Below are 24,165 nucleotides of genomic sequence, written 5' to 3'. Positions count from 1 at the left end.
CGGCGGAACTCGTTGATGCGTGCAGTGAGGTTCGGCGGCATTCTGGACGGCGTCGCTTGACGAGATCATCCGTGGAGGACGCATGCACCGGTGTCACCCCCCCGTCACGGCCCCGGCCGAGCCGTGGCAGTGCCTGCAGTGCGGACGGTCATGGGAGCCGTTCCCGTCGTCGGTCGAGTACCCCGAGCGCTCGGCCGGGCTCATGGACGACCGGGTGTTCGTCACCGTCCTCATCGTGCTGGGTGCGGTCGCGCTGGGGTGTCTGGCGATCTCCAGGGAGGCCTTCGCCGTCGCCTTCTGCGCGATCTTCGTGGTCGCCCTCGCGCGGGGGTGGCGGGAGTTCCGCGACATGTGAGGGCTTCTGGGCGGGCGGCGGGCGTGCGACGATCATTGGGTGTCCGTTAGGAGGGTCGAATGTCCGTTCTGTCGTTCGAACCGCTGACTCCCACGAGCTTCCTCGAGCGCTCCGCGGCCGTGTTCGGGCCGCGCCTCGCGGTCGTGGACGGCGACCTGCGGCTCACGTACGCCGAGCTGTGGCAGCGCGCGCGCCGGCTGGCCGGGGCGCTGGCGGGGCTGGGCGTGCGGCCGGGCGACCGCGTCGCGGTGCTCGCCCCCAACGGCCACCTGCTGCTGGAGTCGACGTTCGGCGTGCCGGCGGCGGGCGCGGTCATGGTGCCGCTGAACATCCGGCTGTCGTCCGGTGAGCTGGCCTACATCCTGGGCCACGCCGAGGTGTCCGTCCTGCTGCACGACGACGAACTCACCGGCCTGGCCACGGCGGCGGCCGAGGAGAGCGGGCAGAAGCCCAGGCTCGTGTCCACCGCCGAGTACGAGACCCTGCTCGACGCCGCCGAGCCGCTGCTGGTGCCGGTGAAGGACGAGCTGGCGCCGCTGTCGATCAACTACACCAGCGGCACGACCGGCCGCCCCAAGGGCGTCGTCTACCACCACCGCGGCGCCTACCTGCAGGCCCTGGCCATGGCGCTGCACACCCGGCTGGAGGCCGCGAGCGGCTACCTGTGGACGCTGCCCATGTTCCACTGCCACGGCTGGTGCTTCCCGTGGGCCGTCACGCTGGCCGGCGCCCGGCACGTCTGCCTGCGCAAGGTCGACCCCGGCCAGGCGTGGGCGCTGATCCGTGAACACCGCGTCACCCACCTGTGCGGCGCCCCGACCGTGCTGACGTCGCTGCTGGCGCACGCCGACGCGCCCACGGCCGCCCTCGATCCGCGCCTGCTGGCCTGCGTCGGCGGCGCGCCGCCCAGCCCCGCGCTGCTCGGCCGGGCCCTGCAGGCCGGCATCGACGTCATCCACCTGTACGGGCTCACCGAGACGTACGGCCCCGCGGTCATCAACCAGCCCCAGCCCGAGTGGAGCGGACTCGGCGTCGGGGAGCTGGCCGCGCTGACCGCCCGCCAGGGCGTCGGCAACGTGATCGCCCAGCGCGTCCGCGTCGTCGGCGAGGACGGCTGCGACGTGCCCGCCGACGCCGCCACGATCGGCGAGATCGCGGTACGCGGCAACGACGTGATGGTCGGCTACCACCGCGACCCGGCGGCCACGGAGCAGGCCGCGGCCGACGGCTGGTTCCGTACCGGAGACCTGGGGGTGCTGCACCCCGACGGCTACGTGCAGCTCGTCGACCGCGCCAAGGACGTGATCATCTCCGGCGGTGAGAACATCGCCTCCGTCGAGGTCGAGAACGCCCTCGTCAGCCACCCCGCCGTGCAGGAGGCCGCGGTCGTCGCCCGGCCCGACCCGCACTGGGGCGAGGTGCCCATCGCGTACGTGACCCTCGCCGCGGGCGCGAACGCTACCGCCGCCGAGCTGATCGAGCACGTGCGCGGCCGGCTGGCGCACTTCAAGGCCCCCAAGGCGGTGTACTTCGGCGAGCTGCCGAAGACCTCGACCGGAAAGATCCAGAAGAACGTGCTCAGAGACCGCTCCGCGGCCTGGCCTGCTTAGGCGGCCCCCGCGAGGGAAGGTCGCACCCACGGAGCCGATCGATCGGCAGTGGGGGGCGTCATGGTCGCTTCGGACAGCGTGTTCAGGCGCAAGCCGGTGGAGGAGATCGCCACCGAGCACGAAGGGGAGCTGTCCCGTTCGCTCGGGTTGTGGCAGCTGACCGCCATCGGCGTCGGCGGCATCATCGGGGCGGGCATCTTCGCCCTGGCGGGCGCGGTCGCCAACCAGACCGCCGGTCCCGCCGTGCTGGTGTCGTTCCTCATCGCCGGGGTGGCCAGCGCCGCCGCGGCGTTCTCGTACGCCGAGTTCGCCGGCATGATCCCGAAGGCGGGTTCGGCCTACACCTACGGGTACGCGGTCCTGGGGGAGATCGTCGGCTGGTTCATCGGCTGGGACCTGCTGCTGGAGTACACCGCGATCGTGGCCGTCGTCGCCATCGGCATCTCCGGATATTTCGGCTTCCTCGTCCAGCAGCTGGGCCTCACCGTGCCCGCCTGGATGCTCGGCGCGCCCGGGACCGGTGACGGGCACGTGGTCGACCTGTTCGCGGTGGTGCTGTGCCTGCTGATCGCCTTCCTGCTGAACCTCGGCATCCGCGCCGCGGCCCGCTTCGAGACGTTCGTGGTGGGCATCAAGGTCGCCGTCGTGCTGCTGGTCATCGTGGTCGGCTTCTTCCACATCAACACCGCCAACTACACGCCGTTCTTCCCGTTCGGGGTCGGCGGCGCGATCACCGGCGCGGCCACGGTGTTCTTCGCGGTGTTCGGCTACGACGCGATGAGCACCGCCGCCGAGGAGTCGCGCGACGCCCAGCGGCACATGCCCAGGGCGATCGTCTACTCGCTGGTCATCTCCATGATCCTGTACGTGCTGGCCACGCTCGTGCTGACCGGCATGCAGAACTACCGGGACATTGACCCGGAGAGCGGCTTCTCCTCGGCATTCGCCTCGGTCGGGCTGTCGGGGCTGGCGGCGGTGATCGCGGTGGGCGCCATCGTCGGCATCCTCACCGTCATGTTCACGTTCATGCTGGGCGTGACCCGCGTGTGGTTCTCGATGAGCCGCGACGGGCTGCTGCCGGGCTGGTTCGCCCGCCTGCACCCGGTGCGGCGGGTGCCGTCCCGGGTCACCTGGATCGTCGGCGCCGCCTCCGCGGTGATCGCCGGCTTCCTGCCCATCCGGGAGGCCGCCGAGCTGACGAACATCGGCATCCTGCTGGCGTTCGTGGTCGTGTGCGTGGCCGTGATCGTGCTCCGCTACCGCCGGCCCGACCTGCCGCGCTCGTTCCGCACGCCGGGGATGCCGGTGGTGCCGGCCATCGGGGTGCTGTTCTCGATCTGGCTGATCACGTTCCTCGACCCGGTGACGTGGCTGCGCTTCGCCGCGTGGTTCGCCCTCGGGCTGGTCCTCTACTTCGCCTACAGCAGGCGCCACTCGGCGCTGAACTCCGCTCAGCCGCGCTGAGCGACGGCGCAGGCGGTGTAGGCGAGGTCGGCCTCCATCCGGGCCGCGCTCTCCCTGAGGGCGGGCAGGACGCGGTGCACGAGGTCGGCGGCGCCGTCGCGACCGGCGTGCGTGGCGACGTTCACGGCCGCCACCGTACGGCCGGCACGGTCGCGGACCGGGACCGCGATCGACCGGACGCCCTCCTCCAGCTCCTGGTCGACCAGGGCGTACCCGTCCGCGGCGGCCCGCCGCACGGCCGCCGTCAGCTCGGCCCGCGAGGTGACGGTGTGCGGCGACAGCCGCCGCGGGACGATCGAGGCCAGCCGCTCCTCCGGCTGCCCGGCCAGCAGCACGCGCCCCATCGAGGTCGCGTACGCGGGCAGCCGGGTGCCGACGGTGATGTCGACGCTCATGATGCCGACCGTCTGCACCCTGGCGACGTAGACCACGTCGTCGCCCGACAGCATCGCCACGGACGCCGACTCGCGCACCCGCGCCACCAGGTCGGTCAGATGCGGCAGGACGATCTCACCGAACGTCAGCCCGGACAGGTGCGCGTACCCCAGCTCCAGCACCCTGGGCAGCAGCGTGCAGCGGCCGCCGTCGGCGGCGGCGTAGCCGAGGTTCTGGAGGGTCTGGACCGCGCGCCGCACGGTCGCCCGGGGCAGGCCGGTGGCGCGGGCGCAGTCGGCGAGGGTCAGCCCGCCCCGCGCGGACCCCAGCGCCACCAGCACGGCCAGGCCCCGGGCCAGCGACTGCAGGAACCCCATCCCGAGCTCCCGCTTCGCGCTCCGCGCGGCATCACCCACGACGACAGCCGGCTCCCGCGGGGCCGGGCCGGACGCGGCGGACGGGGCGGGGGGCTGCGCCGCGGAATCGGTGGGGTGGTGGCCGGTCAGGGCCGCCTCCATCTCGGCGACCGCCTTGCGCACGGCGGGCATGCAGTGGTCGCGCAGGCCCGTCGCGGTGTGGCGGCTGGTGTGGCTGACGACGCTGACCGCGCAGGCGACCCGCCGGCCCGGCTCCCGCACCGGCGCCGCCACCGCGATCAGGCCGGGCTCGATGAGCTGGTCGTCCAGCGCGTACGGCGCCGACGGGTCGAGCAGGGCCAGGCCGGCCGCGCACCGGTCGGCGGGCAGCAGGTCGCCGACCCGGAAGGTGACCGACATCGTGCGCCGCCGGGTCACCTGCACGACGAAACGCACCCCGTCGCCGTCGCGCACCGCCAGCGACACCGACTCGTCCAGCTCCTCGGCCAGGCGCTCGGCGACCGGCGCGAGCGCGTCGCGCAGCCCGCTGCCGCCCAGGTACGCCTCGCCCACCTCCATCAGGCGCGGCGCGAGCCGTACGTCGCGCCCGTCGAGCCGTACGTAGCCGAGGTGGGCGAGCGTGCCGAGCACCCGGTCCACGGTGGAGCGGGCCAGGCCGGTCGCGCGGACGAGGTCGGTCGCCCGCGCCGGCCGTCCTGGCTCGGCGGCCAGCGCGCGCAGCACGGCCAGGCCGCGCTCCAGGGTTCCGGCCGCTTCCATCGGCTCCACCTCCCGCCTCCTGCCCGAAGGGCGTTTCCCTCCCGAAGGGCTTTGACAGGACAGCCCCCCGCGCAGATACTCGAAACACCACAATAGTGAACTAAAGTTCGCAGAGCGAACACATCTGGGCGAACGGAGCGTCGTGCCAAGAGACAAGGTGGTCGCCACGGCCGCGGAGGCGCTGGCGGGCGTGCAGGACGGCGCGTCGTTCGCCGTCGGCGGCTTCGGCCTCAGCGGCATCCCCAACGTGCTGATCCAGGCCCTCTACGACACCGGCGTCACCGGCATCGGCGTGGTGTCCAACAACTGCGGCGTCGACGGCGGCGGCCTCGGCGTCCTGCTGGCGGCCGGGCGCATCGCCCGCGTCACCGCCTCCTACATCGGCGACAACAAGGAGTTCGCCCGGCAGTACCTGTCCGGCGAACTGGAGGTCGAGCTCACCCCGCAGGGCAGCCTCGCCGAACGCCTGCGCGCCGGCGGCGCCGGCATCCCCGCCTTCTACACCCCGGCCGGTGTCGGCACGCCGATCGCCGAGGGCGGCCTGCCCCTGCGCCACAACCCCGACGGCTCCGTCGCGGCCGCCTCGCCGCCGAAGGAGGTGCGCGAGTTCGACGGCCGGCCGTACGTGCTGGAGCACAGCATCCGTACGGACTTCGCGCTGGTGCGGGCGGCCAAGGGCGACCGGTACGGCAACCTCGTCTTCAACAAGGCCGCCAGGAACTTCAACCCCCTCGCCGCCATGGCCGGCCGCGTCACGATCGCCGAGGTCGAGGAGCTGACCGAACTCGACCCCGACGAGGTCCACCTGCCCGGCGTGTTCGTCCAGCGCGTCCTCGTGCTCACCCCCGAGCAGGCCGCCGACAAGTCGATCGAGAAGAGGACGACCTCATGAGCTGGACCCGCGACGAGATGGTCGCGCGGGCGGCGGCCGAACTGCGCGACGGCGACTACGTCAACCTGGGCATCGGCCTGCCCACCCGCATCCCGTCGTTCCTGCCGGCCGGCGTGGACGTCGTCCTGCACTCCGAGAACGGCATCCTCGGCGTCGGCCCGTACCCGAAGCCGGACGAGCTCGACCCCGACCTGGTCAACGCCGGCAAGGAGACCGTGACCGTGCAGCCGGGGGCGTCGTTCTTCGACTCCTCGATGTCGTTCGGCATGATCCGCGGCGGCCACATCGACGTGGCCGTGCTGGGCGCGATGCAGGTCTCGGCCCGCGGCGACCTGGCCAACTGGATGGTGCCCGGCAGGCTGGTCAAGGGCATGGGCGGGGCGATGGACCTCGTCCACGGGGCCCGCAAGGTCATCGTCATCACCGAGCACACCGCCAAGGACGGCGCCCCGAAGATCGTCAAGGAGTGCTCGCTGCCCTTGACGGGTAAGGAGTGCGTCCACCGCATCATCACCGACCTCGGCGTCCTCGACATCACCGGCGAGGGGCTGAAGCTGGTCGAGTGCGCGCCCGGGGTGAGCGTGGAGGAGCTGCGCTCCCGTACCGACGCGGAGGTCACCGCATGAAGGACGTCTACATCGTCGACGCCGTACGCACGCCGTTCGGCCGTTACGGCGGCGCGCTCGCCGGCATCCGCCCCGACGACCTCGCCGCCCACGTCGTCGCGGCCCTGGCCGAGCGGAACGGCCTGGACGGCGCCGACGAGGTGATCCTCGGCAACGCCAACGGCGCCGGCGAGGAGAACCGCAACGTCGCCCGCATGGCCGCGCTGCTCGCCGGGCTGCCCGTGACCACGCCCGGCGCGACCGTGAACCGCCTGTGCGGCTCCGGCATGGAGGCCGTCATTCAGGCCTACCGCGCCATCGCCGTCGGCGACGCCTCGACCGTGATCGCGGGCGGCGTCGAGTCGATGACGCGCGCGCCGTGGGTGCTGCCCAAGCCCGAGAAGGCCTTCCCGGCCGGCGGCCAGGAGCTCGTCTCCACGACGCTCGGCTGGCGGCTGGTCAACCCGAAGATGCCCGCCGCGCACACGGTGGCGCTGGGGGAGGGCGCCGAGCTGATCGCCGACAAGCACGGGATCACGCGCGCGGAGCAGGACGCGTACGCGCTGGCCAGCCACCAGAAGGCGGCCAAGGCCGACCTCGCGCGGGAGATCGTGCCGGTCGCCGGGCTCACCCGCGACGAGGGCATCCGCCACGACACCTCCCTGGAAGCGCTGGCCAAGCTGAAGCCCGTCTTCCGCAAGGACGGCGGCACCGTCACCGCCGGCAACTCCTCCCCGCTCAACGACGGCGCCGCGGCGCTGCTGCTGACCGACGAGGCCGGGCTGCGCGGCCGCGAACCCCTCGCCCGCGTCGTGGCGAGCGGCGTCAGCGCCCTGGAGCCCCGCTACTTCGGGCTCGGGCCCGTCGAGGCCGTGACCAGGGCGCTGGCCAAGGCCGGCAAGCGCTTCGCCGACCTGGACACCGCCGAGCTGAACGAGGCGTTCGCCGCGCAGGTGCTCGGCTGTCTGGCCGAGCTGCCCGACCTTGACCCCGCCATCGTCAACCCCGACGGGGGAGCGATCGCGATCGGCCACCCGCTCGGCGCGTCGGGCGCCCGCGTCACCGGCGCCGTGGCGCACCGGCTGGCCGCGGCCGGCTCGGGCACCGGCGTCGCGTCCCTGTGCATCGGCGTCGGCCAGGGGCTGGCCGTCGTACTCGAAAGGTAGCGTCATGTCAGAACCCCTCCATCAGGCCGACATCGACCGCGAGATTGCCGAGCTGACCGGCTCCGGCGGCGGACCCTCCGGCCACCCCGCCCGCGACTACACCCCCTACCGCAGCACCCTCCTGCGCCACCCCAAGCAGCCGCTGGTCGCGATCAAGGACCCCGAGGCGGCCGAGCTGAACGGGCCCGTCTTCGGCGTCACCGACGTGACCGCGCTGGACAACGACCTCACCCAGCAGCACCTCGGCGAGCCGCTGGGCGAGCGGATCACCGTCACCGGCCGCGTCCTCGACCGCGACGGCCGCCCCGTGCGCGGGCAGCTGGTGGAGGTATGGCAGGCCAACGCCTCCGGGCGCTACCTGCACCAGCGCGACGACCACCCGGCGCCGCTCGACCCCAACTTCACCGGCGTCGGACGCTGCCTGACGGACGACGACGGCTTCTACCGCTTCACCACGATCAAGCCCGGCGCGTACCCGTGGCGCAACCACGTCAACGCCTGGCGGCCGGCGCACATCCACTTCTCGCTGTTCGGCACCGCCTTCACCCAGCGGCTGGTGACCCAGATGTACTTCCCGGGCGACCCGCTCTTCCCGTACGACCCGATCCTGCAGTCGGTCACCGACGAGAGCGCCCGGCAGCGGCTGGTCGCCACGTACGCGCACGAGCTGTCGCAGCCGGAGTGGTCGCTCGGCTACCGGTGGGACATCGTGCTCGACGGCCCCGCCGCGACCTGGATGGAGGAAGGCCGATGAACCCCACCCCCTCGCAGACGGTCGGCCCGTTCTACGGGTACGCCCTGCCGTTCCCCGGCGGCGGCGACATCGCGCTCGGCGGCATCACCGTCCACGGGTACGTCCACGACGGCGCGGGCGCGCCGGTGCCGGACGCGCTGCTGGAGTTCTGGCAGGCCGACGAGGACGGTGACCTGCGGGGCAGGCCCGGCTCGTTGCGGCGTGACCCGGTGAACGGCGCGGTCATCGGCAGGAACGGCGTCGACTTCACCGGCTTCGGCCGGGTCCCCACCGACGCCGACGGCCACTGGGTCCTGCGTACGGTGCGGCCGGGAAACGGGTACATCAGCGTGTGCGTGTTCGCCCGCGGCCTGCTCCACCACCTCTACACCCGCATCTACCTCGGTCAGGACGCCTTCCTGGACTCCCTGCCGCCGCAGCGGCGGGCCACGCTGGTGGCGGCCGAGGAGCGGGAGGGCGTGCACCGCTTCGACATCCACCTGCAGGGCGAGAAGGAGACGGTCTTCCTTGACTTCGGCTGATCAAGGGCCCCCGCCGGATCCCGCCTCCACGGCGGGGCCCGGCGGTGCGGCGGCCGACCTCGGGCTGCTGTCCCCGATGCGCGGGGCGGCCGAGGCCACCGGGGACGCCGCCGTGCTCCAGGCCATGCTGGACGCCGAGGCGGCGCTGACGCGCGCCCAGGCGGCCCTCGGCCTGGCGCCCGCCGAAGCGGCCGTGGCCGTCACCGCCGCCGCCCGCGCGGCGGCGTTCGACCTGCCGGCCCTGGTGGAGCGGGCCCGCTCCGGCGGCAACCCGGTGATCCCGCTGGTGGAGGACCTGCGCAAGGCCGCCACGCCGCACGGCGCGTACGTGCATCGGGGCGCGACCAGCCAGGACATCGTCGACACCGCGCTCATGCTCATCGCCCGCCGCGCGCTCGGACTCGTCCTGGCCGACCTGGATCAGGTGGCCGACCGGCTCGCCGCGCTGGCGGCCGAGCACCGCGACACCCCGATGGCCGCGCGGACGCTCACGCAGCAGGCCGTTTCCACGACGTTCGGCCTCAAGGCGGCGGGCTGGCACGAACTCGCCACCGCCGCCCGCGCCCGCCTGACATCCGCCCGCCAGGCCCTGCCCGCGCAACTCGGCGGCGCCGCCGGCACCCTCGCCGCGTTCGGGGAGAAAGGCGTCGATACGGCGCTGCGGTTGCCCGGGGTGTTCGCCGCCGAGCTCGGGCTGGCCGAGCCTCGGCTGCCGTGGCACGTGGTGCGCACCCCCGTCGCCGACCTGGCCGGGGCGCTGGCGTTCACCGCTGGGGCGCTGGGGAAGCTCGCGGCCGACGTGCTGGTGCTGTCGCGCACCGAGATCGGGGAGCTGTCCGAGGGCGTGGGCGGTGGGTCGTCGTCCATGCCGCACAAGCACAACCCCGTCAGGGCCACGATGATCGCCGCGGCGGCCCGCCAGGTGCCGTCGCTCGCCGCCGTCCTGTACGGCTCCCTCGCCGCCGAGGACGAGCGCCCGTCCGGAGCCTGGCACGCCGAGTGGCAGCCGCTGCGCGAGGCGCTGCGCCTGGTGGCCGGCGCCGCCCGCGACGCCGCCGAACTCGTCACCGGCCTGCGCGTACACCCCGGCCGCATGCGCGCCAACCTGACCGTCCCCGAAGACCCCGGCCCCGCACCCGCGCTCGTGGACCGAGCCCTGACCGCCGAGACCCCCGGCCGCTCGCAAGGGGACCGAGCCTTGACCGACGAGATCCTCGGCCGCTCGCAAGGGGACCGAGCCTTGACCGACGAGATCCCCGGCCGCTCGCAAGGGGACCGAGCCTTGACCGACGAGATCCCCGGCCGCGCGTCTGTCGAGCCGGGCATGGACAACGAGGCACAGCCGTGATGTTGCACTACCGTCTGGACGGCCCCGAACAGGGGCAGCCGCTCGTGCTCGGGCCGTCGCTCGGCACCTCCACCCGCCTGTGGGACGCGCAGGTGCCCGCGCTCGCCCGCACCTTCCGCGTCCTCAGGTACGACCTGCCCGGCCACGGCGGCTCGCCCGCGCAGCCGTTCGCGAGCCTGGACGACCTGGCCGCCCTGGTGCTGGAGACGGCCGCCGCCGAGGGCATGGAGACCTTCCACTACGCGGGCGTCTCCATCGGCGGCGCGATCGGCGCCACGCTGGCCGCCCGCCACCCCGGACGCGTGCGTTCCCTGGCCATGGTCTGCTCCTCGGCCCGGTTCGGCGACCCCGCCTCCTGGCGGGAGCGGGCCGCGCTGGTCCGGGCCGAGGGCACCGGGCCGCTGCTGGAGGCCGGCGTGGGCCGCTGGTTCGCCGGGCCGCCCCGCCAGGACCTCCTGGACGACGTGGCCGCCGCCGACCCCGCCGCGTACGCCGCCTGCTGCGACGCCCTGGCCGCCTACGACCTGCGCGGCGAGCTTGCGTCCATCGCCGTGCCCACCCTCGTCGTGGCCGGCCGCGCCGACCCCGCCACGCCGCCCGCGCACGCCAGGGAGCTGGCCGACGGCATCCCGGACGCCACGCTCGTGGAGATCGCCGGCGCCGCCCACCTGGCCCCCGCCGACCGCCCCGAGCAGGTCACGGCCGCGCTGCTCGCCCACCTGCCCACCGTGTCGCCCACCGTGTCGCCCACTGCCTCCGGCATGCGGGTGCGGCGCGAGGTGCTCGGCGACGCGCACGTGGACCGCGCCGTCGCCCGCACCACCGGCTTCACCCGGGACTTCCAGGACTTCATCACCCGCTACGCCTGGGGCGAGATCTGGACCCGCCCCGGCCTCGACCGGCGCACCCGCAGCTGCGTCACCCTCACGGCGCTGGTGGCCCGCGGCCACCTGGACGAGCTGGCGATGCACGTACGCGCCGCCCTGCGCAACGGGCTCACTCCCGACGAGATCGGCGAGGTGCTGCTGCAGAGCGCCGTCTACTGCGGGGTCCCCGCCGCCAACGCCGCCTTCGCCGTCGCGCAGCGCGTCCTCACCGAAACAGCAGAGGAAACCCCATGAGCTTCAGCCGCGAGCTGCTGATCGACGGCAAGGCCGTCCCCGCCGTCTCCGGGCGGGTCACCACCTAGGACGTCAGCCCCTACGCCGCCGAGGTCTACGCGACCGTGGCCGCCGCCGGCGTCGAGGACGTCACCCACGTCGTGGACGCCGCCGACGCGGCGTTCGACGCTGGGTGGGGCTGAGCCCGTTCACCCGCCGCACGATCTTCCTCCGGGCCGCGGACCTGCTGCGGGCGCGCGCCGAGGAGGTCATCGCGCTGATGGCCGTGGAAGTGGGCGGCACCCGGCCGTGGGCGGGCTTCAGCGTGGCGCCGGCCGCCGAGATGCCGGGCCCCGCGCGCCGTTCTCGGTGATGATCCGGTGAGGACCTCCCGCGCGGCGCGGTGATCGAGGCGGCGGCCTCGCGCCCGCCGCCTCAAGACCGGCATCGTGCACGTCAAGGACCAGTCGGTCGCCGACGAGCCGCAGGCCCCGTTCGGCGGCTTCCGCTCCTCCGGCCACGGCCGTTCCGGCGGACGCTGGGGGGTGGAGGCCTTCTCGAACACGCGCTGGCTGACGCTCGCCACCCAGCAGGCGCACTACCCGTTCTGAGCGGCCCTCGCCTATCCGGCCGACGGCGGGCGCGGCACCGGCACCCGCTTCGACGAGCAGGGCCGGCCGGTGAAGAGGCCTGTCACGGCCACGAAGGACCTGTCGCCGCTCAGCCGTACACCTTCACGTCGTCGCCCGGAGGATGCGTGCACTGCCCGTACGGGACGGACGCGCCCGCGACCCGCGCGCACGACCAGCCGATGCCGCGCACCTGAACGAGGAAGTACGGCAGCCCGTCCTGCGGCGTCGCCGCCGGGACGTGCTCGTGGTAGGCGTCGGCCACGTCCAGCGCGAGCGCGCACGCGGCCGGCCGGTTCCGGGCCAGGCGCGGGTCGGCCATGTGGGTGGTCACCCGCGCCCCGCCGGCCGCCGTGCCACACGAGAAGTCGCGCCGCGCGCCTTCCCGGTCGCCGGGTCGCTGAGCCTCCGATGGAACGGCCTGGCTCCCTTGACCGGCCTGCCGGGCGTCGTGGGCAGCGTGCGCGCCCGGCTGCGGCGCGGTGGCGAACGCGGCCGCCAGCACGAGGGCCGTGACGGAACGCGTCGTGATCTCGGCCATGTGATTTCCCCCCGAAGTCCAGAAATTTCCGGACGTCGTCAGATGGGCGCGGAACGCGATTCGCGTCCCCGGTCATGGCGGCTGCGTCATGGGCTCCTCTCCCGTATCTCTCCACGATGCCGCCCCGGACGCCCGGCGCAGGTCACGCCCGCGTGCGAACTGACCAACCTCCTCTTTGCCGCCGACGGAGAACGGCGATCCAAACCCCGCCCCCGGTCACAGCCCGCGCCGCCCGGCGGCGAGAAGCCGGGCGGCCACCACCGTCAGGCACGCGAGGCAGGCCGTCCCCAGCCACACCATGAACGTCGGATAGAGGTACGCCAGCTGCACCCACGAGGCGTCCCGGCCACGCGCCAGCACGCGATGGATCGGCACGATCGTCACGCACAACACCGCCGGCGCCAGGTACGGCGCCAGCCGCCACAACCTCCGCCCGGCCCACCGGCGGGCACGCACGGCGCCCCGCACCCCGAGCCCGACGGTCAGCAGGGTCAGCAGCGCGAACAGCACGTCGGTGAGGAGGAGGGGCGCCCGGGAGGGCGGCTGAGGGGTGCCGCCCTCGATGAGAGTGACCAGGCCGGCCATGAGCTCGTGCGCGTCGGAGTAGGCCATGCCGGTGTTGGCCATGACCGCGATCCCGTGCCCCGTGCCGGGCATCACCAGCTGGTGCGCGGTGGAGGTGAACAGGTCGCCGCCGTGCTCCAGGACGGGCGTGCCGCGTTCGGTCTCGTCGAGCATCCAGCCGAGGGCGTAGTCCTCGTTCTGCGCGGACGGCGTGCGCATCTCCCGGACACTCCGGGGCGACAGGATCCCCGAGCGCTGTGCGATCAACCACCGGCCCATGTCGTGGGCGGTGCTGAGCACCCCTCCTGACCCGTTGCCGAACCCCGTGGGCTCCGGCACCGCGACGGCCCGGCCGAGGACGTACAGGTGGCCGCGGGCGCTGCCGGGCAGGTCGCGGTCGGTGTCGACGGTGGTGCTGCGGCGCATGCCGAGCGGCTCGAACACGTGCGCGTCGAGGTAGGCAGCGAACGGCCGGCCGCCGACCACCTCGACGAGCCGCGCGGCGACCTGGTAGTTGGTGTTGTGGTAGCTGAAGGCGGCGCCGGGCTCCGTGGCGAGCCGCGCCGTCCTGAGCCGGGCCACGGCGCCTTCGAGCGTCTCCGGCTGGGGCAGGCTCTTCTCGCGGAAGGCCGAGTCGGCCATGCCGGAGGTCTGGTGGAGCAGCTGCCGTACGGTGATCTTCGCGGCCCGCGGGTCCGCCATGGCGAACTCGGGCAGATAGCGGCGCACCGGCTGGTCGAGGGCGACCTTGCCGTGCTCGGCGAGCCGCATGACGGCCAGGGCGGTGAACGACTTGCTGACCGAGGCCATCGCCATGGGCGTGTCGGCCGTGACGGGCTCGCCGGTGGCGGTGCGGCCGTACCCGGCGGCGTGCACGACCCGGTTCCCTTCCGTGATCACCACGGCGACCCCGGGCAATCCCGTGGCCCCGCGGTACCGCTCGACGTAGGCGTCGACGGATGCCGGGAGGGCGGGGGACAGGGCCAGGCAGATCGCCGTGAGGGTGGTGAGCATGCGCCGACGCTAACGACGCCCTCGGCCGCACACCATTGCGGCGAACCGCCGCCTTCGTTACGGGAAACCGTAGCGCAGGGCGTGCGGGCGGTATTCGCCGTGCGGCTCGGCCTCGTGCAGGGCGTCCAGGAAGGACGCGGGGCCGTCGAAGTCCGGCATCTCCAGATAGGCGGCGCCGACTCCGGCCGGGTCGTGCGCGTCCGAGCCGACCGTGGCCGGCAGTCCGTACGCCCGCGCCGTGCGCAGCGCCGCCAGGTTGTGCTCATGGTCGGGGGTCTTCGCGTTGAACACCTCCACCGCGTCGATCATCCCGGCGGCGCACATCGCCTCGAGGCGGTCGCCGACCCCGAACCGGTGCGGATCGTACGGGTGCGGCGCGCACACGATGCCGCCCTGCGCCCGGATCCGCTCGACCACCCGCTCGGCGGGCAGCACGTACGGCACCCGTTCGGTGAGGAAGAGGCCGATCAGCTCGCCGGAGCCGGTCCGGATCTCCTCGCCCGGCACCACCCGGGCGCCGACCGCGCGGGAGAGCTCCTCGGCGCCGCCCGCCAGGTGATTGTGGTCGGTGACGCAGACCACGTCGATCCGGAGGGCCGCCACGCGTTCGGCCAGCTGGTCGAGCGTCATGACCGAGTCGCCGGAGGCGACGGTGTGCAGGTGGCAGTCGACGCGTACCCAGCCCGGCCGGACGGGCCGGGCCGGTCGCGGTGCGGAGATCACGGCGTACGGACGGTCAGGACGACAGGCCGAGCTCGGCCAGCAGCTCCTGGGAGTAGGCGATGCGGCCGGTGAGCTTGCCGGGCGGGGCCTGGCACAGGGCGAGCGCGGCGGCGGCCATCACCTCCGGCGGTTCGGCGTTCGGGTCCTCCTCGGTGGTCAGCCGGTGGAACAGCGTGCCCGGGGTCGGCACCACCTTGGTCGGCGCGAGCGAGTTGACCGCGATGCCGTCGGCGTAGAGCTCGGCGGCCAGGCCCGTGGTGAAACGTTCGAGCGCCGCCTTGCACATGCCGTACACCGTGGCGCCCAGCCCCGCGTGCGGCCCCGGCGGCATGCTCGGGTGGCGGGCGGCGATCGAGGAGATGTTCAGGATCCAGCCCTGTCCGCGCGCCCGCATGCCGGGGATGACCAGCTGCGCCAGCTGCGTCGGCGCCGTCACCTGCACCTCGAACATCAACGCGTAGCGGCGCGCGGTGAAGTCGGCCACCGGCGTGAAGTAGGTGACGGCGGCGTTGTTGACCAGGATGTCGATGTCGCCGTAGTGCGCGCGCACCTGCTCGACCAGCCGCTCGCGGTCCTGCGGCACGGCCAGGTCGGCCTGGAAGGCCTCCGCCGTCCCGCCGGCGGCGCGGATGCCGGCGATCGTGTCCTCAAGGGTGCCGGGCAGCCGGCTGGTGCCGGGCGAGAGCGTCCGCGCGCTGGCCGCCACGCGCGCGCCCGCCGCGGCGAACTCCGCCGCGATGGCGGCGCCGATGCCTCTGCTGGCCCCGGTCACCAGCGCGACCTTGCCGTCGAGTACGCCCATCATGCTCCTCCTGCACGGCCGAGCGGCATGTTTTAGAACTAAGTTCTGGAATCAGCTTCACCACGGGACACCACCGCTGTCAAGCACGGTCGAGCGGGAGCGCCCCTCACTTGGGGGCGGGGCGGGCGCGTACGTGCATGCGCTCGCCCTGCGGGCCGAACAGGGCGAGCACCTCGGTGGGCTCGTCGCCGGGGTTGACGAAGGCGTGCGGCGTCCGCGTGTCGAACTCGGCGACCTCGCCCGCCCCGAGGACGACGTCGTGCGGGCCGAGCCGCAGACGCAGCCGCCCGGCCAGCACGTACAGCCACTCGTAACCCTCGTGGACCCGCTGCTCCGGCTCGTAGCCCGGCCAGTGCGGCGGGTAGATCTGCTTGTACGCCTGCAACCCGCCCGCCCGCCGGCTCAGCGGGATGTACGTCATGCCGAAGCGCTCGACCGGCCGCAGGTGCACGCGCGGGTCGCCGGTCACGGGCGCGCCGATCAGCTCGTCGAGCTGCACCTGGTACGCCCTGGCCAGCAGGAGCAGCAGCTCCAGCGTCGGCCTGCGCTGCCCCGACTCCAGCCGCGACAGCGTGCTCACCGAGATGCCGGTGGTCGTGGACAGCTCCGCCAGCGTCGTGCCCCGCTCCTGGCGCATCGCCCGCAGCCGCGGGCCCACCGACTGAAGCACCCCATCGAGATCCATGCCGACCAGTTTGCCATTACGGCAAGGTAATTTGGCAAATTGTCATCACCGCGGCGACAGTTGCGCCATGGAAACGACATACGACGTGGTGGTGATCGGCGGCGGCGCCGCCGGTCTGAGCGGAGCGCTCGCACTGGGCCGGGCCCGGCGCAAGGTGCTGGTGATCGACTCGGGCGCGCCGCGGAACGCGCCCGCACAAGGGGTGCACGCCTTCCTGACGCGCGAGGGCGTGCCGCCGCGGGAGCTGCTGGCCATCGGCCGCGAGGAGGTGACCGCGTACGGCGTCGAGATCGTGACGGGCACCGTCACGGGCGCCGAGCGGCTCGGCGAGGGCCGCTTCCGCGTCACCCGCGAGGACGGGACGGCGGTCGAGGCCCGCCGGCTGCTGGTGACCACGGGCGTGGTGGACGAGCTGCCCGAGGTGCCTGGCCTGGCCGAGCTGTGGGGCGGCGACGTGCTGCACTGCCCGTACTGCCACGGCTGGGAGGTGCGCGACCAGCCGATCGGCGTCCTGGCCACCGGCCCGATGGCCGTGCACCAGGCGCTGCTGTGGCGGCAGTGGAGCGACGACGTGACCCTGTTCCTGCACACCGCGCCGGAGCCGGGCGAGGAGGCGCGCGAGGAGCTCGCCGCCAGGGGCGTGGCCGTGGTGGAGGGCGAGGTGGCCGAGGCCGTCGTCGACGGCGGACGCCTGCGCGGCCTGCGGCTGGCCGACGGGCGCGAGGTCCCGCGCCGGGTGCTCGTCGCCGCCGGCCGCATGACGGCCCGTACGGAGCACCTGGCCGGCCTCGGCCTGGAGACCGCCGAGCTGGAGATGGGCGGCCACGTCCTCGGTACGTACCTGCCGGCCGACCCGTCGGGGGCGACGAGCGTGCCGGGGGTGTGGGTGGCGGGCAACGTCTCGAACCTCATGGACCAGGTCATCTCGGCGGCGGCGGCGGGCGTGCGCGCCGGTGCCGTCATCAACGCCGACCTGGTCGCCGAGGAGACCCGCACCGCCGTGGCCGCCCGACGCGCGCGGACGTCCGCGGCCGACGACCGCCCGGCCGACGAGTTCTGGGACGACCGTTACAACGAGAGCGAGCGGATCTGGAGCGGCGAGCCCAACGTCGCGCTCGTCCGCGAGGCCGCGGACCTGACGCCGGGCACCGCCCTCGACCTGGGCTGCGGCGAGGGCGGTGACGCCGTCTGGCTGGCGCGGCAGGGCTGGCGGGTCACCGCCGCCGACATCTCCCGCGTCGCCCTCGAACGCGGCGCCGCCCAGGCCGCCGAGGCCGGCGTGGCCGACCGTGTCGACTGGCAGCGGCACGACCTCGCGGCCTCCTTCCCCGAGGGCTCCTACGATCTCGTCTCCGCGTGCTACCTGCACTCTCCCGTCGACATGCCGCGCGAGAAGATCCTGCGCGCCGCCGCCTCGGCCGTCGCGCCAGGAGGGGTGCTGCTCGTCGTCGGGCACGCGGGCTGGCCGTCCTGGGAGCACGACCACGACCACCCCGACGTGCACTTCCCGACGCCCGAGGAGGTGCTCGCGTCTCTGGAGCTCGGCGAAGGGGAGTGGGACGTGCTGCGCAGCGAGGAGTTCGACCGCGCCCAGGCCACCCCGGACGGCCGGCGCGGCACCCGTCACGACAACGTGCTCAAGATCCGCCGTCGCCCGTGACGTTCAGGGTGAGCCCGCCGCGCTCACCCTGGTCAGCCGCAGGTCGTGCGAGCCGTCGGCGCGGGTCAGCTCGTAGTACAGCCACCACCGCCCGTCCACGATCAACGCGTCCAGGTAGCGAAGGGAGCCCGTCCCGTACGGCGAGACGCTCCACGGCGCGGTGTTCGTCAGCCGCCGCCAGGTGAACAGGTCCGCCGAGACGGCCAGGCCGCAGCGTTCCTCGTAGTTCTCCTCGGGTGAGGCCGACCCGTCGTAGAAGCCGAGGTAGCCGCCGGCCGCCGGGACGACGCTGTTGAGCCGGGCCTGGTAGCGGTCCCAGCCGGAGCCCACGGGCAGCACCTCGCCGTGCCAGCGGAAGCTCGCGCCGCCGTCGACGGAGACGGCCAGCCCCGTGGGGTGGGTGGTGGCGCCGACGGCGTAGACGTCGGCGGTGGCGTGCGCGTCGGCCGGCAGGCCGGCGCGCGGCTCGGCGTAGCTGGCGAACAGGTACGTCACCGGCCCGTCCTGGACGACGTACGGGTCCTTGACGCCCTCGGTGCCCGTGGAGGCGGCGGTCAGGACGGGCCGGGCGTCGGTGAGGTCGAAGCGCGAGGGATGGTCGGCGGCCAGGGCGTCGACGCGCCAGCGGTTGTCGGCGGGATCGACGTACGACAGGTACAGGCGGTAGCCGCCGGGCGTCCGGGTCAGGCGGAAGCGCTCCATGGACGGCGTGCGCAGCTCGTCCTTGTGCACCGACCACACCTCGGAGAAGCGCACGCCGTCGTCGCTGACGGCCACGGCGCAGCGCCAGCCGCGTTCGTGCCCGGCGCCACGGGGCCGGCGGTGGCGGTAGGTGAGCCAGAAACGCTCGCCGTCGTGCAGCACGCCGGGCGCACCTGCCCAGTAGCCGGGCTCCTCCTTCTCGGGGCCGAACACCACGGTGGCGTCGGAGGCGTCGATCGGCGGGAGGTACGGGCTGTTCACGGGCGCTCCTCGATTTCTTCCGGGGAGTTGACATAAAACCAGATCCACCTGCCGCGCGCTAATCATGTATATCCAGTAGGAAATATTGACTTTAGGGAGGACGGCTCGTAGCTTCGAGGTCATGAGCCAGGCCGCGAACCTGACCCGCCGCCCGCACGTGGACCACGGCCACGTCGCCAGCGCGCAGTGTCGCTGATCTCGAAAACCGCCTACGACATCCCGTTTCGCTTGTGAAGGGCCATCTCGTATGCCTGTCTCCTCCCTCCTACGACCCGTGCTCGCCGCGTTCCTGCTGGCCGCGTCGGTCGCGTGCGCCCCGGGTGGCGAGCCCGCCGCGGCGGCGCTCGCGCCGGACGCGCCGCTGCCGGCCACCGTCCCCAAGGGCACCAAGCTGATCGTCGGAGATCCGTCCACCAAGGTCGCGCTGGAGCTCTCCGGCGAGCTCGGCACACTCCCGTTCGACATCGAGTGGGCCAACATCAGCGGCGGCCCCCAGACCAGCGAGGCGTTCCGGGCCGGCGCGCTCGACGTCGGCGCGGTCGCGGAGATCCCAGCCGTCTACGCGACCTGGACCGGCCTGCCCGTGAAGATCGTCGCCTCGAAGTTCCGCAAGGACCCCCTCGACCATCCGACCTACGAGCTCGGCATCGCACCGGGCGTCACCGTGCGGACCCTGGCCGACCTGCGCGGCAAGAAGATCGCCTACAGCCCCGGGCAGGCGCAGGGCGCGCTCGTCCTCAAGGTGCTCAAGCGGGCCGGGCTGACCAAGAACGACGTCACCCTCGTCGAGCTGCCGAGCACCGGCGACGTCTACCCCAACGCCCTGGCCTCCAAGCAGGTGGACGTGGCGCCCATCGGCGGCGTCAACATCAGGCGGTACGTCGCCAAGTTCGGCCGGGACGGCGCCACGACCGTCCGGCACGGGCTGCGCGACGACCCGAGCCACCTCTACGTCCGCACCGAAACGCTGGAGGACCCGGCCAAGGCCGCCGCGATCCGCGCGTACGTCGCCGCCTGGGCCCGCGCCTCCCGCTGGGTGTACGAGCACCCGGAGGAGTGGATCGACGGCTACTACGTCAAGGACCAGGGCCTCAGCGCCGCCGACGGCCGCTACCTGGCCGAGCTGGCCGGCGAGCCGGACATCCCCGCCGACTGGTCGCAGGCCATCGCCCGGCACCAGGAGGTCATCGACATCCTCGCCGAGGAGACCGGCAACCCGGTGCTGAAGGCCGAGGACCTGTACGACCCGCGCTTCCAGCCGGTGGGCGCGGACGCGATCAAGGACGGTGCCTGATGACCCTCGTCGCCACCCGCCCCGAGGCGGCCGTCCGCCGGCGAAGGAGGCTGCGGCCCGGCCCGCGGATCGCGCTCGGCTTCCTGGTGGGCCCGTCGCTGCTGCTCGCGCTCTGGTCGGTGGCCTCGGTGACGGGCCTGCTCGACCCCCGGTTCCTGTCGGCGCCGTGGACGGTGGTCACCACCGCGGCCGAGCTGATCGAGTCGGGCCGCCTGCAGGACAACCTGCTCGCCTCCGTCCGGCGCGTTCTGCTGGGGCTGGCCTTCGGCATTCCGCTGGGCACGCTGCTCGCGCTCGTCTCCGGGCTGAGCCGCTGGGGCGAGGCCGTGATCGACGGGCCCGTCCAGATCAAGCGGGCCGTTCCGGCGCTCGCGCTGATGCCGCTGCTGATCCTGTGGCTCGGCATCGGCGAGGGCATGAAGGTGACCGTCATCGCCCTCGGCGTGTTCGTGCCCATCTACGTCCATACGCACAACGGGCTGCGCGGCATCGACAGCCGCTACGTCGAGCTGGCCGAGACCGTCGGCCTCGGGCGCGGCGCGTTCGTCAGGAAGGTGGTCCTGCCGGGGGCACTGCCCGGGTTCCTGCTCGGCATGCGCTTCGCGGTCACCACGGCCTGGTTGTACCTGGTCGTGGCCGAGCTGATCAACTCCACCACCGGCATCGGCTACATGATGGACCTGGCGCGCACGTACGGGCAGACCGACGTGATCCTCGTCGGCATCGTCCTGTACGGCCTGCTCGGCCTCTTCTCCGACGCCGGGGTGCGGCTGGTGGAGAGGAGGGCCCTGTCATGGCGACGGACACTCGCCGGCTGATCCGCGTCGAGGCCCTCACCCGCCGGTACGGCGCCCGCACCATCCTGGACGCCCTGGACCTGGAGATCGAGCCTGGCGAGTTCGTGGCCCTGCTCGGGCAGAGCGGATCGGGCAAGAGCACCCTGCTGCGGGCCCTGGCCGGCCTGGACGGTGACGTGGCGGGGGACGGGCTGGTCGAGGTGCCCGCGCAGGTGTCGGTGGTCTTCCAGGACGCCAGGCTCCTGCCCTGGCAGCGGGTGCTGGACAACGTCGTCCTCGGCCTCGACGGGGCCGCGGCCCGCGGCCGGCAGAGCCTGGCCGAGGTGGGCCTGGCCGGCCGGGAGCGCGCCTGGCCGACCGAGCTGTCCGGTGGCGAGCAGCAGCGGGTGGCGCTGGCGCGCTCCCTCGTACGCGAGCCCCGGCTGCTGCTCGCCGACGAACCCTTCGGCGCCCTCGACGCCCTGACCAGGGTCAAGATGCACGTTCTGCTGCGCCGCCTGGTCGAGCAGCACCGGCCCGCCGTGCTCCTGGTCACCCACGACGTGGACGAGGCCATCGCGCTGGCCGACCGCGTCCTCGTGCTCGACCACGGCAGGATCGCCGCCGAGCAGCGGCTCGACGGCGGCAGAGGCACCACCGAGATCCGGGCCGAGCTGCTGCGCGCGCTCGGCGTGACAGGAGAAGAGCGCACGTGAGACAGCTGAACCTCAACCTGTTCGTCTACCCGGCCGGGCACCACGAGGCCGCCTGGCGCTTCCGCGGCGCCGAACCGCACCGGGTGCTGGACATCACCTACTACCAGGAACTCGCGCGGCGGGCGGAGGAGGCCACGTTCGACGCGGTGTTCTTCGCGGACGGGCCCTCGCTGCCGGACAACGTCCGCTACGCCAGCCGCTTCCGGCTGGAGCCGTTCACCTGGTTGTCGGCCCTCGCCATGGCCACCAGCAGGATCGGCCTGATCGCCACCGCCTCCACGACCTACCTGGAGCCGTACAACCTGGCGCGGCTGTTCGCCTCGCTCGACCACCTCAGCGGCGGGCGGGCCGGGTGGAACATCGTCACCACCGGCGCCCCCCAGGCGGCGCAGAACTTCGGGCTCGACGAGCACCCGCCGCACGCGTCGCGGTACGCGCGGGCGGACGAGTTCGTCCGGGTGGTGAGCGCGCTGTGGGACAGCTGGGAGGACGACGCGCTCATCATCGACCCCGATTCGGGGGTCTTCGCCGACGACGCCAAGATCCACCCCATCGAGCACGCCGGCGAGTGGCTGCGCGTCCGCGGCCCGCTCAACACCCCGCGCATCCCCCAGGGCAGGCCCGTCTACGTGCAGGCGGGCTCCTCGCAGGACGGCAAGGCGTTCGCTGCCCGCCACGCCGAGGCGATCTTCACCGCCCACCAGACCCTCGACAACGCCCGTGCCTTCTACGCCGACGTCAAGGCCAGGGTCCGGGCCGAGGGCCGCGACCCCGACCTCGTCAAGGTGCTGCCGGGCATCAGCCCGTTCATCGGCTCGACCGAGGCGGAGGCGCTGGCCCTGCGGAAGGAGTTCGACGAGCTGACCCAGCCGGAGTACTCGCTGCGGCAACTGCGCCAGTTCCTCGGCGTCGACCTGTCCGGTCACGACCTGGACGGCCCGGTGCCCCGGGAGAAGCTGCCCACCCACGAGCAGCGCGGCTACGGCAGCCGTTTCCAGGTCGTGGTGGACATCATCGACCGGGAGCGGCCCACCATCAGACAGCTCCTGCACCGCCTGGCCGGAGCCCGCGGGCACTGGGTGACCGCCGGGACGCCCGAGCAGATCGCCGACCGCATGCAGGAGTGGTTCCTGGGCGGGGCGGCCGACGGCTTCAACGTCATGCCGCCCTACCTGAACGGCGGGTTCGACGTGTTCGCCGACGAGGTGGTGCCCATTCTGCGGCGCCGCGGCCTGTTCAGGACCGCGTACGAGGGCTCCACCCTGCGCTCCCACTACGGCCTGCCCAGACCCGCCAGCCAGTACGGACCCCGCCAGGTCTCCGGGGGTGGTCGCGGTGTCCGGTGAGGGCGTGGTGGCGCTGGCCGGCAACCCGCGCAGCGGGTCCAGGACGCTCGACGCCGCGGTCGAGATCGCCGAGACCCTGGCCAAGGGAGCCGGGCATGACGATCCCGTCGCGCTGGTGGACCTGTCGGAGCTGGCGCCGCGGCTGCTGTCGCCCGGGCCGCCGCCCGACGTGACGGCGGCCCGCGAACGGGTCGCCGCGGCGAAGGTGCTCGTCGTGGCCGGCCCCACCTACAAGGGCACCTACACGGGGCTGCTCAAGGTGTTCCTGGACGGGCTGCCGTCGCGGGCCCTGGCCGGCACGGTCGCGCTGCCCGTGCTCGTGATGGGCGACCCGCGGCACGCGCTCGCCGTCGAGGTGCACCTGCGCCCGCTCCTGGTGGAGCTGGGCGCGAGCGTCCCGACACCCGGCCTCGCGCTGGTCGAGGCGGACCTCCCGCGGCTGCGGGAGGTGCTGGATCCCTGGCAGGCCGCGGTGGGGCCGCACGTGCGCGCGGCGCTCGACGGCCGGCCATGACCTTCTCCCGTGAGGAACTCTCTCGTGATCGTGCCATCAGTGACATCCGGCAGGACGGGGGCGCCCGCATGACCGACACCCTTCCCGAGCGCGCCGTGGCGGCCGAGCGGTTCCGGCGCACGCTCGCCGTGCACGCCAGCGGCGTCGTGATCATCACCGCGCAGAGCGGCGGTGTCCCCGTCGGGCTCACCGCCACGTCGTTCTCCTCGGTCAGCCTCGAACCGCCGCTCGTCTCCTTCTACGTCGACCGTTCCTCCACCACCTGGCCCCGGCTGGGCGCGGCCGGGCACTTCGCGGTCAACATCCTGGCCAGCGACCAGGCCGAGCTGGCGGCCCGGTTCGCCCGCAAGGGTGCCGACCGCTTCGCCGCGCCCACCCGCTGGCGCCCCGGCCCGCTGGGCGCCCCGCTGCTGGAGGACGTCTCAGCGCACCTGATCTGCCTGCCGTACGACAGAGCGGGGGTCGGCGACCACATCCTGGTCGTCGGCCTGGTCGCCGAGGCCGACGTGCACCGGCCCGGCCGCCCGCTCCTCTACCACCAGGGCCGTTTCGGCCGCTTCCTGGCCCATCCCGACCACTGAGCCGCGTTGTTCGGGCGGGGTCTCGGAGCGG

The 24,165-nt window shown here is 73.5% G+C and carries 25 protein-coding genes and 1 pseudogene; 19 read left to right on the top strand and 7 right to left on the bottom strand.

The features are described 5' to 3' along the window. Positions 1–82 precede the first annotated feature (82 nt). From ACIBP6_RS09760 to ACIBP6_RS09750, 3 genes are read left to right on the top strand one after another with little or no spacing between them, the layout of a single operon-like run. On the top strand, positions 83–355 hold the full coding sequence (locus tag ACIBP6_RS09760; RefSeq protein WP_397050558.1) for a hypothetical protein: 273 nt from the start codon (positions 83–85) through the stop codon (positions 353–355). 59 nt (positions 356–414) lie between these two features. Then, entirely contained in the window at positions 415–1,965 is a 1,551-nt protein-coding gene (locus tag ACIBP6_RS09755; RefSeq protein ID WP_397050556.1) for an AMP-binding protein, read from the top strand. Between the two features lie 60 nt (positions 1,966–2,025). Next, positions 2,026–3,429: an amino acid permease gene (locus tag ACIBP6_RS09750; RefSeq protein WP_397050554.1), complete on the top strand. Its 1,404-nt coding sequence runs from the start codon at positions 2,026–2,028 to the stop codon at positions 3,427–3,429. Here ACIBP6_RS09750 and ACIBP6_RS09745 read toward each other — a convergent pair. Next, positions 3,417–4,940 carry an IclR family transcriptional regulator domain-containing protein gene (locus ACIBP6_RS09745; RefSeq protein WP_397050552.1) on the bottom strand — a complete coding sequence of 508 codons (1,524 nt, stop codon included), beginning with the start codon at positions 4,938–4,940 and terminating at the stop codon, positions 3,417–3,419. The genes ACIBP6_RS09750 and ACIBP6_RS09745 overlap by 13 nt on opposite strands. A gap of 142 nt (positions 4,941–5,082) precedes the next feature. On the opposite strand from ACIBP6_RS09745, the gene ACIBP6_RS09740 reads away from it, so the two are divergent. The 9 genes and pseudogenes from ACIBP6_RS09740 to ACIBP6_RS09700 all read left to right on the top strand — a co-directional run. Next, the gene (locus ACIBP6_RS09740) at positions 5,083–5,832 is read left to right on the top strand and encodes a CoA transferase subunit A (RefSeq protein ID WP_397050550.1); all 750 of its coding nucleotides are present in this window, start codon (positions 5,083–5,085) and stop codon (positions 5,830–5,832) included. Beyond that, positions 5,829–6,458, top strand: a complete 630-nt coding sequence (locus ACIBP6_RS09735) for a CoA transferase subunit B (RefSeq protein ID WP_397050548.1) — start codon at positions 5,829–5,831, stop codon at positions 6,456–6,458. The genes ACIBP6_RS09740 and ACIBP6_RS09735 overlap by 4 nt, the downstream gene beginning before the upstream one ends. Then, complete coding sequence (locus ACIBP6_RS09730; protein WP_397050546.1) at positions 6,455–7,603, top strand: thiolase family protein; 1,149 nt, start codon at positions 6,455–6,457, stop codon at positions 7,601–7,603. Before ACIBP6_RS09735 ends, ACIBP6_RS09730 begins: the two co-directional genes overlap by 4 nt. A gap of 4 nt (positions 7,604–7,607) precedes the next feature. Then, positions 7,608–8,357, top strand: a complete 750-nt coding sequence (pcaH, locus tag ACIBP6_RS09725) for a protocatechuate 3,4-dioxygenase subunit beta (RefSeq protein WP_397050545.1) — start codon at positions 7,608–7,610, stop codon at positions 8,355–8,357. Next, complete coding sequence (pcaG, locus tag ACIBP6_RS09720; protein ID WP_397050543.1) at positions 8,354–8,878, top strand: protocatechuate 3,4-dioxygenase subunit alpha; 525 nt, start codon at positions 8,354–8,356, stop codon at positions 8,876–8,878. The genes pcaH and pcaG overlap by 4 nt, the downstream gene beginning before the upstream one ends. After that, a complete protein-coding gene (pcaB, locus tag ACIBP6_RS09715) occupies positions 8,865–10,226 on the top strand; it encodes a 3-carboxy-cis,cis-muconate cycloisomerase (protein ID WP_397050541.1) in 1,362 nt (453 codons plus the stop codon). The genes pcaG and pcaB overlap by 14 nt, the downstream gene beginning before the upstream one ends. After that, complete coding sequence (gene pcaDC / locus ACIBP6_RS09710) at positions 10,226–11,347, top strand: bifunctional 3-oxoadipate enol-lactonase/4-carboxymuconolactone decarboxylase PcaDC (protein ID WP_397050539.1); 1,122 nt, start codon at positions 10,226–10,228, stop codon at positions 11,345–11,347. The genes pcaB and pcaDC overlap by 1 nt, the downstream gene beginning before the upstream one ends. Positions 11,348–11,519: 172 nt before the next feature. Beyond that, positions 11,520–11,699, top strand: a complete 180-nt coding sequence (locus tag ACIBP6_RS09705) for a hypothetical protein (RefSeq protein ID WP_397050537.1) — start codon at positions 11,520–11,522, stop codon at positions 11,697–11,699. 64 nt (positions 11,700–11,763) lie between these two features. Continuing rightward, positions 11,764–11,937 (top strand): annotated as a pseudogene (locus ACIBP6_RS09700) (aldehyde dehydrogenase family protein); the annotation flags it as partial. A gap of 109 nt (positions 11,938–12,046) precedes the next feature. On the opposite strand, the gene ACIBP6_RS09695 reads toward ACIBP6_RS09700, so the two are convergent. From ACIBP6_RS09695 to ACIBP6_RS09675, 5 genes are all read right to left on the bottom strand, one after another. After that, on the bottom strand, positions 12,047–12,496 hold the full coding sequence (locus tag ACIBP6_RS09695) for a hypothetical protein (RefSeq protein WP_397050535.1): 450 nt from the start codon (positions 12,494–12,496) through the stop codon (positions 12,047–12,049). A 216-nt stretch (positions 12,497–12,712) separates the two neighbouring features. Next, the gene (locus tag ACIBP6_RS09690) at positions 12,713–14,074 is read right to left on the bottom strand and encodes a serine hydrolase domain-containing protein (RefSeq protein ID WP_397050533.1); all 1,362 of its coding nucleotides are present in this window, start codon (positions 14,072–14,074) and stop codon (positions 12,713–12,715) included. A 57-nt stretch (positions 14,075–14,131) separates the two neighbouring features. Next, positions 14,132–14,797 (bottom strand): PHP domain-containing protein, encoded by a 666-nt coding sequence (locus ACIBP6_RS09685; protein ID WP_397050531.1) that lies wholly within the window; start codon positions 14,795–14,797, stop codon positions 14,132–14,134. 13 nt (positions 14,798–14,810) lie between these two features. After that, positions 14,811–15,602, bottom strand: coding sequence for an SDR family NAD(P)-dependent oxidoreductase (locus ACIBP6_RS09680; protein ID WP_397050529.1), 792 nt, complete (start codon positions 15,600–15,602; stop codon positions 14,811–14,813). 103 nt (positions 15,603–15,705) lie between these two features. Next, positions 15,706–16,284 (bottom strand): helix-turn-helix domain-containing protein, encoded by a 579-nt coding sequence (locus ACIBP6_RS09675; protein WP_397050527.1) that lies wholly within the window; start codon positions 16,282–16,284, stop codon positions 15,706–15,708. Between the two features lie 67 nt (positions 16,285–16,351). Between ACIBP6_RS09675 and ACIBP6_RS09670 the strand changes: the two genes are divergently transcribed. Then, entirely contained in the window at positions 16,352–17,944 is a 1,593-nt protein-coding gene (locus ACIBP6_RS09670) for an FAD-dependent oxidoreductase (protein ID WP_397050525.1), read from the top strand. 3 nt (positions 17,945–17,947) lie between these two features. Here the strand turns inward: ACIBP6_RS09670 and ACIBP6_RS09665 are convergent, their stop codons facing one another. Beyond that, positions 17,948–18,907 carry a hypothetical protein gene (locus tag ACIBP6_RS09665; RefSeq protein ID WP_397050523.1) on the bottom strand — a complete coding sequence of 320 codons (960 nt, stop codon included), beginning with the start codon at positions 18,905–18,907 and terminating at the stop codon, positions 17,948–17,950. A 247-nt stretch (positions 18,908–19,154) separates the two neighbouring features. On the opposite strand from ACIBP6_RS09665, the gene ACIBP6_RS09660 reads away from it, so the two are divergent. The 6 genes from ACIBP6_RS09660 (at position 19,155) to ACIBP6_RS09635 (ending at position 24,134) form a co-directional block, all read left to right on the top strand. Beyond that, entirely contained in the window at positions 19,155–20,201 is a 1,047-nt protein-coding gene (locus tag ACIBP6_RS09660) for an ABC transporter substrate-binding protein (RefSeq protein WP_397050521.1), read from the top strand. Further along, on the top strand, positions 20,201–21,019 hold the full coding sequence (locus ACIBP6_RS09655; RefSeq protein ID WP_397050519.1) for an ABC transporter permease: 819 nt from the start codon (positions 20,201–20,203) through the stop codon (positions 21,017–21,019). The genes ACIBP6_RS09660 and ACIBP6_RS09655 overlap by 1 nt, the downstream gene beginning before the upstream one ends. Beyond that, entirely contained in the window at positions 20,995–21,693 is a 699-nt protein-coding gene (locus tag ACIBP6_RS09650) for an ABC transporter ATP-binding protein (RefSeq protein WP_397050517.1), read from the top strand. The genes ACIBP6_RS09655 and ACIBP6_RS09650 overlap by 25 nt, the downstream gene beginning before the upstream one ends. After that, positions 21,690–23,039 (top strand): LLM class flavin-dependent oxidoreductase, encoded by a 1,350-nt coding sequence (locus tag ACIBP6_RS09645; RefSeq protein ID WP_397050515.1) that lies wholly within the window; start codon positions 21,690–21,692, stop codon positions 23,037–23,039. Before ACIBP6_RS09650 ends, ACIBP6_RS09645 begins: the two co-directional genes overlap by 4 nt. Then, positions 23,029–23,553: an NADPH-dependent FMN reductase gene (locus ACIBP6_RS09640; RefSeq protein WP_397050513.1), complete on the top strand. Its 525-nt coding sequence runs from the start codon at positions 23,029–23,031 to the stop codon at positions 23,551–23,553. Before ACIBP6_RS09645 ends, ACIBP6_RS09640 begins: the two co-directional genes overlap by 11 nt. A gap of 68 nt (positions 23,554–23,621) precedes the next feature. Further along, on the top strand, positions 23,622–24,134 hold the full coding sequence (locus ACIBP6_RS09635) for a flavin reductase family protein (protein ID WP_397050512.1): 513 nt from the start codon (positions 23,622–23,624) through the stop codon (positions 24,132–24,134). Positions 24,135–24,165: the final 31 nt, after the last annotated feature.

Origin of the sequence: Nonomuraea terrae, from assembly GCF_044465245.1 — a bacterium.
In the GTDB taxonomy this organism is placed as follows: domain Bacteria; phylum Actinomycetota; class Actinomycetes; order Streptosporangiales; family Streptosporangiaceae; genus Nonomuraea; species Nonomuraea terrae.
The sequence above is the reverse complement of the archived record's forward strand: the minus strand, read 5'-3'. Positions and strand labels throughout refer to the sequence as shown.